Source organism: Pseudomonas citrullilanati (assembly GCF_030580855.1).
GTDB classification, from domain to species: Bacteria; Pseudomonadota; Gammaproteobacteria; order Pseudomonadales; family Pseudomonadaceae; genus Aquipseudomonas; species Aquipseudomonas citrulli.
Genome location: NZ_JAUQOP010000005.1, coordinates 162,991 through 175,350, shown reverse-complemented (window position 1 = coordinate 175,350; position 12,360 = coordinate 162,991). Strand labels below are relative to the sequence as shown.

The window sequence follows — 12,360 nt, the reverse complement described above, 5'->3', positions numbered from 1 at the left end:
CGCGCCGAGCCTGGCCACAGGAGTTTCCCATGACCGAGTTCAAACGCATCCCCCCTGAACAGGCCCAGGCCTTGCGCGAGCAAGGCGCGGTCGTCGTCGATGTCCGTGACCCCGCCACGTTCGCCGCCCTGCACATCAGCGGTTCCCGGCACCTGGACAACCACTCCATCGCCGACTTCATCCGGGGCGCCGACCTCGACGCACCGACCGTGGTCGTCTGCTACCACGGCAACTCCAGCCAGAGCGCGGCGGCCTACCTGGTCAGCCAGGGCTTCAGTGACGTCTACAGCCTGGACGGTGGCTTCGAGCTGTGGCGTGCGACTTTTCCTGCAGAAACCGCGCAAGGCAACCACGAATAATTTTTTACCCCGCCAGAGCCCGCGTGATCCGCGGGCTTGAGCGGTGGCGGACGAACGGTCGGCCATAACTAATTACGTATTCCACCTTTACCTTTCCCATTCCGAACTATCCTTAGCCTCAGGCCATCCAAAACAGGGGAGAGCCGGTACACCGGCGCGCGGGTAATCGGGAGTAAGCTTTCAGGAAGCCTGCATGCCTGGAAGCATTCTGGGGGGTAAACGGCCACTGGGTTCCCAGCGGCTGTCCAGCAACGACTGATTGATCCGACACCGGCTCCACGTATCGAGCGAGGTGACGTCATGAGTATTTTTAGCCACTTCCAGCAACGTTTCGAGTCCACGCGGCAGGAGGAATACTCGCTGCAGGAATACCTCGAACTCTGCAAGCAGGACCGCAGCGCCTACGTATCGGCTGCGGAGCGTCTGTTGCTGGCAATCGGAGAACCGGAACTGCTGGATACCTCGACCAACTCGAGGCTCTCGCGAATCTTTTCCAACAAGGTGATTCGCCGCTATCCGGCCTTTGCAGACTTCCACGGGATGGAAGAATGCATCGAGCAGATCGTGTCCTACTTCCGCCATGCCGCCCAAGGCCTGGAAGAGAAGAAACAGATTCTTTACCTGCTCGGCCCGGTGGGGGGCGGCAAGTCCTCCCTGGCCGAGAAACTCAAGCAACTGATGGAGAAGGTGCCCTTCTACGCCATCAAGGGCTCGCCGGTGTTCGAATCGCCCCTGGGATTGTTCAATGCCACCGAGGACGGCGCCATTCTCGAGGAAGACTTCGGCATTCCACGCCGCTACCTCAACACCATCATGTCGCCCTGGGCGACCAAGCGCCTCGCCGAATTCGGCGGTGACATCAGCCAGTTCCGGGTGGTCAAGCTCTACCCATCGATCCTGAACCAGATCGCGGTGGCCAAGACCGAGCCAGGGGACGAGAACAACCAGGATATCTCGGCGCTGGTGGGCAAGGTCGATATCCGCAAGCTGGAGGAGTTTCCGCAGAACGACGCCGACGCCTACAGCTATTCGGGGGCGCTGTGCCGGGCCAACCAGGGCCTGATGGAATTCGTCGAGATGTTCAAGGCGCCCATCAAGGTCCTGCACCCGCTGCTCACCGCCACCCAGGAAGGCAACTACAACAGCACCGAGGGCCTGGGGGCGATTCCGTTTACCGGCATCCTGCTGGCCCACTCCAACGAATCGGAGTGGCACACCTTCCGCAACAACAAGAACAACGAGGCGTTCATCGACCGGATCTACATCGTCAAGGTGCCGTACTGCCTGCGGGTGACCGATGAAGTGAAGATCTACGACAAGCTGCTGTTCAACAGCTCGCTGTCCAAGGCCCATTGCGCCCCGGACACCCTCAAGATGCTTGCCCAGTTCACGGTGCTGTCGCGCCTCAAGGAACCGGAGAACTCCAACATCTATTCGAAGATGCGCGTGTACGACGGGGAAAACCTCAAGGACACCGACCCCAAGGCCAAGTCGATCCAGGAATACCGCGACAATGCGGGGGTCGATGAAGGGATGAACGGGCTCTCCACGCGCTTCGCGTTCAAGATCCTCTCCAAGGTCTTCAACTTCGACCCCCACGAAATCGCCGCCAACCCGGTCCACCTGCTGTATGTGCTGGAACAGCAGATCGAGCAGGAACAGTTCCAGGCCGAAACCCGCGAGCGGTACCTGCGCTTCCTCAAGGAATACCTGGCACCGCGCTACATCGAGTTCATCGGCAAGGAAATCCAGACGGCGTACCTGGAGTCCTACAGCGAATACGGCCAGAACATCTTCGATCGCTATGTGCTGTACGCGGACTTCTGGATCCAGGACCAGGAATACCGCGATCCGGAGACCGGCGAGATCCTCAACCGCGTCGCCCTGAACGAGGAACTGGAAAAGATCGAAAAACCGGCCGGCATCAGCAATCCAAAGGATTTCCGCAACGAGATCGTCAACTTCGTGTTGCGTGCCCGGGCCAACAACAACGGCAAGAACCCCACCTGGCTCAGCTACGAGAAGCTGCGGGTGGTCATCGAGAAGAAAATGTTCTCCAACACCGAAGACTTGCTGCCGGTCATCAGCTTCAACGCCAAGGCCAGCAAGGAGGACCAGCAGAAACACAACGACTTCGTCACACGCATGGTCGAACGTGGCTACACCGACAAACAGGTACGGCTGCTCTCCGAGTGGTACCTGCGGGTCCGCAAATCGCAATAAGCAGCGGCAAGCTTCTAGCTGCAAGCTGCAAGGAACGGCGTCGGGCCCAGGGCTCGACACGCTCCTTGCAGCTTGAGGCTTACGACTTGAAGCTCCCCTGGAGGGGCCTATGAGCTATGTGATCGACCGACGCCTCAATGGCAAGAACAAGAGCACGGTGAACCGCCAGCGGTTCCTGCGGCGTTACCGTGACCACATCAAGAAGGCCGTCGAAGAGGCGGTCAGCCGGCGCTCCATCACCGACATGGAGCACGGCGAGCAGATCAGCATTCCCGGCCGCGACATCGATGAGCCGGTGCTTCACCACGGGCGCGGCGGCAAGCAGACCGTCGTGCACCCCGGCAACAAGGAATTCACCAGCGGCGAGCACATTCCCCGGCCCCAGGGCGGCGGTGGCGGCAAGGGGCCCGGCAAGGCGGGCAACTCCGGCGAAGGCATGGATGAGTTCGTGTTCCAGATCACCCAGGAGGAATTCCTCGAATTCATGTTCGAGGACCTGGAACTGCCCAACCTGGTCAAGCGCAACCTGACCGGCACCGACACCTTCAAGACCGTGCGCGCCGGCATCAGCAACGAAGGCAACCCGTCGCGCATCAACATCATCCGCACCCTGCGCTCGGCCCACGCCCGGCGCATCGCGCTGTCGGGCAGCAGCCGCGCCAAGCTGCGCGAGGCCAAGGAAGAGCTGGCCCGCCTGAAACGCGAAGAACCAGATAATTTCGGCGACATTCAAGACCTGGAGGCGGAAATCGAGAAACTCAGCGCGCGCATCCACCGCGTGCCGTTCCTCGACACCTTCGACCTCAAGTACAACTTGCTGGTGAAGCAGCCCAACCCCAGCTCCAAGGCGGTGATGTTCTGCCTGATGGACGTGTCCGGCTCGATGACCCAGGCCACCAAGGACATCGCCAAGCGTTTCTTCATCCTGTTGTACCTGTTCCTGAAGCGGAACTACGACAAGATCGACGTGGTGTTCATCCGCCACCACACCAGCGCCCGGGAAGTGGACGAAGAGGAGTTCTTCTACTCCAGGGAAACCGGCGGCACCATCGTTTCCAGCGCCCTGAAGCTGATGCAGGAAATCATGGCCGAACGCTACCCGGCCAATGAATGGAACATCTACGCGGCCCAGGCGTCGGACGGTGACAACTGGAACGACGATTCGCCGATCTGCCGTGACATTCTGATCAACCAGATCATGCCGTTCGTCCAGTACTACACCTATGTGGAAATCACGCCACGGGAACACCAGGCCCTGTGGTATGAATACGAACGGATCGCCGAAGCGTTTTCCGACACGTTCGCCCAACAGCAACTGGTCTCGGCCGGGGATATCTACCCGGTCTTCCGTGAACTCTTCCAGCGCAGGTTAGTGACATGACCGCCAAAAAAGAGCAGAAGCGCCAGCCCATCTCCACCGGCTCCGAATGGACGTTCGAGCTGATCCAGGCCTACGACCGCGAAATCAGCCGTATCGCGGATCGCTATGCCCTCGACACCTACCCCAACCAGATCGAGGTGATCACCGCCGAGCAGATGATGGACGCCTACGCGTCGGTCGGCATGCCGCTGGGTTATCACCACTGGTCGTACGGCAAGCATTTCCTCAGTACCGAGAAATCCTACAGCCGGGGCCAGATGGGGCTGGCCTACGAGATCGTGATCAATTCAGACCCGTGCATCGCCTACCTGATGGAAGAAAACACCATCTGCATGCAGGCCCTGGTGGTGGCGCACGCCTGCTACGGGCACAACAGCTTCTTCAAGGGCAACTACCTGTTCCGCACCTGGACCGATGCCAGTTCGATCATCGACTACCTGGTGTTTGCCAAGCAGTACATCATGCAATGCGAGGAACGCCACGGCATCGATGCCGTGGAAGACCTGCTGGACTCCTGCCATGCGCTGATGAACTACGGCGTGGACCGCTACAAGCGCCCCTATCCGATTTCCGCCGAAGAAGAACGCCGACGCCAGAAGGATCGCGAAGAGCACCTGCAGAAGCAGATCAACGACCTGTGGCGCACGATTCCCAAGGGCGCGGACAAGTACAACGAGAAGGACAACGCACGTTTCCCTGCCGAGCCCCAGGAAAACATCCTCTACTTCATCGAAAAACACGCGCCACTGCTGGAACCGTGGCAGCGGGAAATCGTGCGCATCGTGCGCAAGATCGCCCAGTATTTTTATCCACAACGCCAGACCCAGGTCATGAACGAAGGCTGGGCGACCTTCTGGCACTACACGCTGATGAACGACCTGTACGACGAAGGCCTGGTCACCGACGGCTTCATGATGGAGTTCCTGACGTCCCACACCAGCGTGGTGTTCCAACCCGGTTTCGACAGCCCGTACTACAGCGGCATCAACCCTTATGCGCTGGGTTTCGCCATGTACCGCGACATCCGGCGCATGTGCGAGGCCCCCACCGAGGAAGATCGCCGCTGGTTCCCCGAAATCGCTGGCTCGGACTGGCTGTCCACCATCAAGTTCGCCATGAGCAGCTTCAAGGACGAGAGTTTCATCCTGCAATACCTCTCGCCGAAGGTGATCCGCGACCTGAAGCTCTTCAGCATCCTCGATGACGACCAGAAGGATGACCTGCTGGTGCCGGCCATCCATGACGAAAGCGGCTATCGCATCATCCGCGAAACCCTGGCAGCGCAATACAACCTGGGCAATCGCGAGCCCAATGTGCAGATCTACAGCATCGACCGCCGCGGCGATCGCTCGCTGACCCTGCGCCACCAGGCCCACAACCGCAAACCTCTGGGCGACTCCACCGACGAGGTGCTCAAGCACTTGCATCGCCTCTGGGGCTTCGACATTCACCTGGAAACCCTGCAGGGCGACCAGGTGATGAAAACCCATCATGTCCCGCCCAGGAACGAACAGGCCGAGGGTGACTACGGCCGCCTGGACCTGGCCGTCGTCCATCTCTGATCCCGTTTTCGCCTCCGGCGGCCCGACGTAAAAGGTTATCCTGTCGGGCCAACGGAGGTTTTTTATGCAGATCTACAAAGTCGGCGGCGCGGTGCGCGACCGTTTGCTGGGCATTCCCGTCACCGACGTCGACCGAGTCGTGGTGGGCGCCACTGCCGATGAAATGCTCGCCAAGGGGTTTCGTCCCGTGGGCGCCGATTTTCCGGTGTTCCTCGATCCGAAGACAGGCGAGGAATACGCCCTCGCCCGCACTGAACGCAAGAGCGGCCGCGGCTACGGCGGCTTCGTGTTCCACGCCAGCCCCGAAGTCACCCTGGAAGAAGACCTGGTCCGCAGGGACTTGACGATCAACGCCATGGCCGAGGATGACCACGGCAACCTGACCGACCCGTACCACGGCCAGCAGGACCTCGAAGCCCGGGTACTGCGCCATGTTTCCCCCGCATTCGCCGAAGATCCACTGCGCGTCCTGCGCGTGGCCCGCTTTGCCGCGCGGTATGCACCATTGGGTTTCAAGGTGGCGGACGAAACCCTGGGGCTGATGCGCCAACTCAGCGATTGCGGTGAACTGGAGGCGTTGACGGCCGAACGCAGCTGGAAGGAAATTTCCCGGGCGCTCATGGAAGACCAGCCGCAGGTGTTTATCCAGGTCCTGCGCGATTGCACCGCCCTCCGGGTCTTGATGCCCGAAGTCGATGCGCTGTTCGGCGTGCCGCAGCCCGAAGCCCATCACCCGGAAATCGACACGGGCGTCCATACCCTGAGCGTATTGGAACAGGCCGCGCGGCACAGGCAACCGCTGACTGTCCGCTGGGCCTGCCTGCTCCATGACCTGGGGAAAGGCCTGACGCCCGAACACGAATGGCCGCGCCACATTGCCCATGAACACAAAGGACTGAAACTGATCAAGGCCGTCAACGAGCGCTTCAAGGCGCCACGGGACTGCCAGGAACTGGCGCTATTGGTGGGGCAATACCACACCCACGGCCATCGCGCCCTGGAGTTGAAACCGTCGACGCTGCTCGAACTGCTGCAAAGCTTTGACGTGTACCGTCGCCCCCAGCGCTTCGAAGAGTTCATCGCCGCCTGCGAGATGGACGCACGCGGACGCAAGGGGTTCGAACAGCGCAGTTATCCACAAGCTGATTATCTGCGGGGGGCGGCGGCGGTCGCTCGCGGGGTGGCGGTCCAACCCTTGCTGGAGAAAGGCTTCAAGGGCCCGGAGCTGGGCGAGGCGATCAAGCGTGAGCGGCTCAGGGTGTTGAAGGCGTACAAGGAAGCTGCGGGCTGAGGGCTAGGTTCCAGTCGGCGGCGCCGTCATCGCGAGCCGGCTGCCACAGGAAATCGGTGCCACCTGTGGCAACGCGCCGGCTCGCGAAGCCCTCATGAACGACTCAGCAAATCGGACGGGGTAAGCTGCCGCCCTCGCCACTCGAACGCGACCGGCGCCAGCACCTGGTCGATCTGCGCTTCGTCCCACAACGTGGCGAAGCTCTTGCCTACCCCCGGATGCACCCGATCCGGTGCAATCAACGACAAGGGCCACAGGACGAAGGCGTTCTTGAGGATTTCCGCCCGCGGCAGCACCAGGCCGTCGAAGTTGCCGACCTGCTCGCCATACAACAACACGTCGATGTCCAGCGGCAGCCCCTTGCGGTCGGGCGCGTAACGCCCATTGTCGGCCTCGATGAACTTGAGGCGGCGATCCAGCTCCATCAGCGGCAGATCGGTGAAGGCCGACACGACGAAATTGAAGAATGGCCCGCTCTTGATACCCACCGGCTGGCTCTCGAACACGGCCGAACACTCGATGTCCACCAGGAAGCCGGCCAAGGCCTCCAGGCCGGCGCGCAAATGAGTTTCGCGCTCGATATTGCTGCCGAGCCCGAGAAAAACCTGAGTCAGCGACATCCGCGCTCGATCTCCACGCCCACACCGCTGGCCGCCGGGACGGCGCCAGGCTTGGTCACTTTCAGTCGCAGCCAGGTGATCATGAATTCGTCCATGAGCGCCTGGGCCAGTCGTTCGGCGAAGGTTTCGACCAGTTGGAACCGGGCCTGCTCGGCAAATGCCTGGATACGCGACGATACGCTGGCATAGTCGAGCGCCAGGGCCAGGTCATCGCCGGCGGCAGCCGGACGGTTATCCCAGGCAAAACTCAGGTCAAGTCGCAGACACTGCCGGATGTCTCGCTCCCAGTCGTAGGCACCGATTACCGTGTCGACTTCCAGGCCCTCGATAAACACTCTGTCCAAGCACTCTTCTCCGCAGCACGACAAGGGCGCAATGCGCCGTTAGAATCAGGGCGTCCTCGCCCGGAATAGTTAGCATGTTTTGGTTACTGGCGTTTCTCGCCTACCTGCTCGGCTCGCTGTCCTTCGCCATCTTGCTCAGCCGCCTCACCGGTCGTCCGGATCCGCGAATGAGTGGCTCGGGCAATGCCGGCGCCACCAACATGCTGCGCCTGGCCGGGCGCAAACTCGCGATCCTGACCCTGCTGGGCGACCTCTGCAAAGGTCTTGTCCCGGTACTGATCGCCAGCCTTGCAGGGCTTTCGTTGCAGCAACAGGCCTGGATCGGCGTCTGCGCCGTCATCGGCCACCTGTTCCCACTGTATTTTCGCTTTCGTGGCGGCAAGGGTGTCGCCACCGCCGCCGGCATGCTGCTGGGCCTGTATCCGCCCGCGGCCCTGCTGGCCGTGTGCGCCTGGCTGCTGACGTTCTACCTGACCCGCACCAGCTCCCTCGCTGCGTTGATCGCCACACCCTTGACCCTGCCGTTGCTGGCCTGGCAGGAGCCGGCCGCGTTGCTGCCAATGACCGCGCTGGTGGCGCTGATCGTGTGGCGCCACCGGGGCAATCTACGCGACCTGTTCGCCGGGCGCGAACGGCATTTTTAAATCCTGCATCACAACGGTGCGAGCTGCTCCATCGGCCAACGTGCCTGCACACTGATCGCCAGGCTTTCGCGCTGGCCGGCCTGCAGACGCTGGCAACCGGCAAAGGCGATCATCGCGCCGTTATCGGTGCAGAACTCCGGCCGGGCGTAGTAAACGTCGCCCTTCATGTCGCCGAGCATTTTCTCCAGCGACACGCGCAACGCCTTGTTCGCACTCACCCCGCCGGCGATCACCAGGCGCTTGAGCCCGGCCTGCTTCAGGGCGCGCTTGCACTTGATGGTCAAAGTCTCTACCACGGCCTGCTGGAACGCCAGCGAGATGTCGCAACGGGCTTGCTCGCCGTCGTCACCAGCGCTGACGCATTGCTGCCAGGTGTTCAGGGCAAAGGTTTTCAGGCCGCTGAAACTGAAATCCAGGCCGGGGCGGTCGCACATCGGGCGCGGGAACACGAAACGCCCGTCGACGCCCTGGGTCGCCAGGCGCGAGATTTCCGGCCCACCGGGATAATTGAGGCCCATCATCTTCGCGGTTTTGTCGAATGCCTCGCCGGCGGCGTCGTCGAGGGTCTCGCCGAGCAGCTCGTAATGGCCGATGCCATCGACCCGGATGAGTTGCGTATGGCCGCCCGACACCAACAAAGCGACGAACGGAAACTCCGGCGGTTGCGCCTCCAGCATCGGCGCCAGCAGGTGGCCTTCCATGTGGTGCACGCCCAGGGCCGGGATACCCCAGGCAAAAGCCAGTGCCTGGGCGCAGGACGCGCCCACCAGCAATGCGCCCACCAGGCCCGGCCCGGCGGTGTAGGCGATGGCGTCGATCTCGGTCGGCACGCAACCGGCCTCGGCCAGGACCTGGCGGATCAACGGCAGCATGCGCTTGACGTGATCGCGAGAGGCAAGCTCGGGCACGACCCCGCCGTAGGCGCGGTGCAGGTCGATCTGGCTGAACAATGCATCGGCCAGCAGGCCGCGCTCACTGTCGTAGAGGGCGACACCGGTTTCGTCGCAGGAGGTTTCCAGTCCCAGTACTAGCATGGGTTTGCGCCTTGTAGCGGCTGAATTCGAAGGCGCGCATAATAGTCGCCGCGTTGTGCCCCGACCAGCGGTTTTCGATCAGAGGCTTTGCATTCCGAGCGTTGAGGGGTTAACATCCGCAACCCTTAAAAACCGACGTCTTCAAGTGCTCTTTTGCCGCGAGGATGTTGACCCCGGTAATGAATGAAGGTAGCTCTGGATGCCAGCCGTCAAAGTAAAAGAGAACGAACCCTTCGACGTAGCTCTGCGTCGTTTCAAGCGCTCCTGCGAAAAAGCCGGTGTTCTGGCTGAAGTTCGTAGCCGCGAATTCTACGAGAAGCCGACTTCCGAGCGTAAGCGCAAGGCAGCAGCCGCTGTTAAGCGTCACGCCAAGAAAGTTCAGCGCGAACAGCGCCGCGCCGTACGCCTGTACTAATACACAGACGTTCGTAGCAAGCTTCTGCCAAGCCCGGCCCTCAAGCCGGGCTTATGGCATTTGCGGAAAACGCTTGATGCTTCACCGTCGAAGCCGCAGACGCGACCAAGACAACCTGCTTCACCACGTCAGACCTGGCTTTTTTGCCAGCGGTGCACGTCTCTTCTGACGAGCCTTCCAAGGCTACTGACGAGCACACCCTGATTCCTCTAACGACGATCAGCCCAAGGCACCTGCTTGCGTGCCCGCTTCATGAGCTATCCGAGGCCCGACCGGCCGTTACCGGACTCAGCATACCGTATTCAAACCGTCGGATACTGATCTTCATTAACGTCAGTGGATTTTCGGCAGATACACTTCCCAACAGCGATGATGCAGACGACCCGGTCGAGCCACCGATCTACCGTGCCTCTCCCTGGCTCCATCTGTTGATTCCGGGCTCCTATTTCGCGCAGTGATGATGAGAACGCCATGGCCGGGCTGATTCCCCAGAGCTTTATTGACGACCTCCTGAACCGCACCGACATCGTCGACGTGGTCAGCTCTCGCCTGCAAATGAAGAAAGCGGGCAAGAACTACACCGCCTGCTGCCCGTTCCACAAAGAGAAGACCCCCTCCTTCAGCGTCAGCCCCGACAAGCAGTTCTACTATTGCTTCGGCTGCGGCGCAGGCGGCAATGCCCTGGGCTTCCTGATGGACCACGACAACCTGGAGTTCCCCCAGGCCGTCGAGGAGCTGGCCAAGGCCGCCGGCATGGAGATCCCTCGCGAGGAAAGCGGTCGGCAGCACAAGCCCCGCCAACCGACCGATTCGCCGCTTTATCCGCTGCTGACGGCGGCGGCCGAGTTTTATCGCCAGGCACTCAAAAGCCATCCCGCGCGCAAGGCGGCAGTGGATTACCTCAAGGGTCGCGGCCTGACCGGCGAAATCGCCCGGGACTTCGGCCTTGGCTTCGCCCCGCCTGGCTGGGACAACCTGTACAAGCACCTGAGCAGCGACACGTTGCAGCAACGCGCCATGATCGACGCCGGGCTGCTGGTCGAAAACGCCGAGACCGGCAAGCGCTACGACCGCTTCCGCGACCGCGTGATGTTCCCGATCCGCGACACCCGCGGGCGGATCATCGCCTTTGGCGGCCGGGTCCTGGGCGACGACAAGCCCAAGTACCTGAACTCCCCGGAAACCCCGGTCTTCCATAAAGGCCAGGAACTCTACGGCCTGTACGAGGCCCGCAAGAACAACCGCAACCTCGACGAAATCATCGTCGTCGAAGGCTACATGGACGTGATCGCACTGGCCCAGCAAGGCTTGCGCAACGCCGTTGCGACCCTGGGCACGGCCACCAGCGAAGAACACATGAAGCGCCTGTTCCGCGTGGTGCCCAACGTACTGTTTTGCTTCGACGGCGACCAGGCCGGCCGCAATGCCGCCTGGCGCGCACTGGAGGCCACCCTGCCCTGCCTGCAGGACGGACGGCGCGCCCGCTTCCTGTTCCTGCCCGAAGGCGAGGACCCGGACACCCTGGTGCGCTCCGAAGGCACCGACGCCTTCCGGGCACGGATCAACCAGCATGCGCAGCCGCTGGCCGACTATTTCTTCCAGCAGTTGACCGAAGAGGCCGACCCGCGCTCCCTCGAAGGCAAGGCCCACATGGCGACGCTCGCGGCGCCGCTGATCGACAAGGTGCCGGGGGCCAACCTGCGCCTGCTCATGCGCCAGCGCCTGACCGAAATCACCGGGCTCACCAGCGAAACCGTCAACCAGTTGGTCCACAGCGCCCCCCAGGAAGCCCCGCCGGCCTATGACCCGGGCATCGACTACGACGCGATGCCGGACTTCGCCGACTATCATCAACCCCAGCAGGACTACGCTCCCCAGCAGGAGTGGACGCCGAAGAAAGCCGGCGGCGGCAAGAAATGGGACAAGAAACCATGGGACAAGAACGGCAAGCGTGGCGATCGCGACCAGCCACGTGCCCCGCGGGTGCCGGCCGCCGTCGAACCACCAACACTGGCCGCCTTGCGCACCTTGCTGCATCACCCGCAACTGGCCGAGAAAGTCGAGGACGCCGGGCATTTCGCCGCCGAGGACCACAGCAATACACAATTGCTGGTCGCCCTCCTCGAAGCCGTGCAGAAGAACCCCAGGCTAAACTCTTTCCAGTTGATCGCCCGGTGGCACGGCACCGAGCAGGGGCGCCTGTTGAAGGCCCTGGCCGAGAAGGAATGGCTGATTGATGGAGACAACCTTGAACAACAGTTTTTCGACACCATTACTAGCTTGTCCGCTCGCCAACGCGAGCGAAACCTGGAACAACTTCTGCGAAAAGCACGCCAGAGCGAGCTGACCAGCGAAGAGAAAAACCAATTGCGCGACTTACTCAGCCGCAATGTTTGCGCATCAAACCCGACCTCAACTGGCGCGTGAGGTCACAGCTCAGGTATAATCCTCGGCTTGTTTTTTGCCCGCCAAGACCTTCAGTGGATA

At 61.7% G+C, this 12,360-nt stretch carries 11 protein-coding genes; 8 read left to right on the top strand and 3 right to left on the bottom strand.

Annotation, left to right across the window (positions count from 1 at the left end):
- Positions 1 to 29: 29 nt before the first annotated feature.
- The 5 genes from glpE to Q6A48_RS06305 all read left to right on the top strand — a co-directional run bounded on the left by glpE (position 30) and on the right by Q6A48_RS06305 (position 6,816).
- A complete protein-coding gene (glpE, locus tag Q6A48_RS06325; protein ID WP_304552733.1) occupies positions 30 to 359 on the top strand; it encodes a thiosulfate sulfurtransferase GlpE in 330 nt (109 codons plus the stop codon).
- Between the two features lie 300 nt (positions 360 to 659).
- Positions 660 to 2,582: a PrkA family serine protein kinase gene (locus Q6A48_RS06320; protein ID WP_042730372.1), complete on the top strand. Its 1,923-nt coding sequence runs from the start codon at positions 660 to 662 to the stop codon at positions 2,580 to 2,582.
- A 109-nt stretch (positions 2,583 to 2,691) separates the two neighbouring features.
- On the top strand, positions 2,692 to 3,963 hold the full coding sequence (locus tag Q6A48_RS06315; protein ID WP_003206179.1) for a YeaH/YhbH family protein: 1,272 nt from the start codon (positions 2,692 to 2,694) through the stop codon (positions 3,961 to 3,963).
- A complete protein-coding gene (locus Q6A48_RS06310; protein WP_304552726.1) occupies positions 3,960 to 5,525 on the top strand; it encodes a SpoVR family protein in 1,566 nt (521 codons plus the stop codon). The genes Q6A48_RS06315 and Q6A48_RS06310 overlap by 4 nt, the downstream gene beginning before the upstream one ends.
- A gap of 64 nt (positions 5,526 to 5,589) precedes the next feature.
- Positions 5,590 to 6,816: a multifunctional CCA addition/repair protein gene (locus tag Q6A48_RS06305; RefSeq protein ID WP_304552723.1), complete on the top strand. Its 1,227-nt coding sequence runs from the start codon at positions 5,590 to 5,592 to the stop codon at positions 6,814 to 6,816.
- Positions 6,817 to 6,908: 92 nt separating this feature from the next.
- Here the strand turns inward: Q6A48_RS06305 and folK are convergent, their stop codons facing one another.
- Both folK and folB read right to left on the bottom strand, forming a co-directional pair.
- The gene (folK, locus tag Q6A48_RS06300; RefSeq protein ID WP_304552721.1) at positions 6,909 to 7,436 is read right to left on the bottom strand and encodes a 2-amino-4-hydroxy-6-hydroxymethyldihydropteridine diphosphokinase; all 528 of its coding nucleotides are present in this window, start codon (positions 7,434 to 7,436) and stop codon (positions 6,909 to 6,911) included.
- A complete protein-coding gene (gene folB / locus Q6A48_RS06295; protein ID WP_304552719.1) occupies positions 7,427 to 7,780 on the bottom strand; it encodes a dihydroneopterin aldolase in 354 nt (117 codons plus the stop codon). Before folB ends, folK begins: the two co-directional genes overlap by 10 nt.
- Positions 7,781 to 7,854: 74 nt before the next feature.
- Between folB and plsY the strand changes: the two genes are divergently transcribed.
- A complete protein-coding gene (plsY, locus tag Q6A48_RS06290; protein WP_304552717.1) occupies positions 7,855 to 8,424 on the top strand; it encodes a glycerol-3-phosphate 1-O-acyltransferase PlsY in 570 nt (189 codons plus the stop codon).
- 8 nt (positions 8,425 to 8,432) lie between these two features.
- Here plsY and tsaD read toward each other — a convergent pair whose 3' ends face one another.
- A complete protein-coding gene (tsaD, locus tag Q6A48_RS06285; RefSeq protein ID WP_304552715.1) occupies positions 8,433 to 9,458 on the bottom strand; it encodes a tRNA (adenosine(37)-N6)-threonylcarbamoyltransferase complex transferase subunit TsaD in 1,026 nt (341 codons plus the stop codon).
- Between the two features lie 199 nt (positions 9,459 to 9,657).
- Here tsaD and rpsU point away from each other — a divergent pair, with 199 nt between their 5' ends.
- Positions 9,658 to 9,873: a 30S ribosomal protein S21 gene (gene rpsU / locus Q6A48_RS06280; RefSeq protein ID WP_002551877.1), complete on the top strand. Its 216-nt coding sequence runs from the start codon at positions 9,658 to 9,660 to the stop codon at positions 9,871 to 9,873.
- A 471-nt stretch (positions 9,874 to 10,344) separates the two neighbouring features.
- Entirely contained in the window at positions 10,345 to 12,300 is a 1,956-nt protein-coding gene (dnaG, locus tag Q6A48_RS06275; protein WP_304552713.1) for a DNA primase, read from the top strand.
- Positions 12,301 to 12,360: the final 60 nt, after the last annotated feature.

Coding starts and splice junctions, on each gene's coding strand:
- glpE (WP_304552733.1), top strand. CDS start 30: ATGACCGAGTTCAAACGCATCCCCCCTGAACAGGCCCAGGCCTTGCGC.
- Q6A48_RS06320 (WP_042730372.1), top strand. CDS start 660: ATGAGTATTTTTAGCCACTTCCAGCAACGTTTCGAGTCCACGCGGCAG.
- Q6A48_RS06315 (WP_003206179.1), top strand. CDS start 2,692: ATGAGCTATGTGATCGACCGACGCCTCAATGGCAAGAACAAGAGCACG.
- Q6A48_RS06310 (WP_304552726.1), top strand. CDS start 3,960: ATGACCGCCAAAAAAGAGCAGAAGCGCCAGCCCATCTCCACCGGCTCC.
- Q6A48_RS06305 (WP_304552723.1), top strand. CDS start 5,590: ATGCAGATCTACAAAGTCGGCGGCGCGGTGCGCGACCGTTTGCTGGGC.
- folK (WP_304552721.1), bottom strand. CDS start 7,436: ATGTCGCTGACTCAGGTTTTTCTCGGGCTCGGCAGCAATATCGAGCGC.
- plsY (WP_304552717.1), top strand. CDS start 7,855: ATGTTTTGGTTACTGGCGTTTCTCGCCTACCTGCTCGGCTCGCTGTCC.
- tsaD (WP_304552715.1), bottom strand. CDS start 9,458: ATGCTAGTACTGGGACTGGAAACCTCCTGCGACGAAACCGGTGTCGCC.
- rpsU (WP_002551877.1), top strand. CDS start 9,658: ATGCCAGCCGTCAAAGTAAAAGAGAACGAACCCTTCGACGTAGCTCTG.
- dnaG (WP_304552713.1), top strand. CDS start 10,345: ATGGCCGGGCTGATTCCCCAGAGCTTTATTGACGACCTCCTGAACCGC.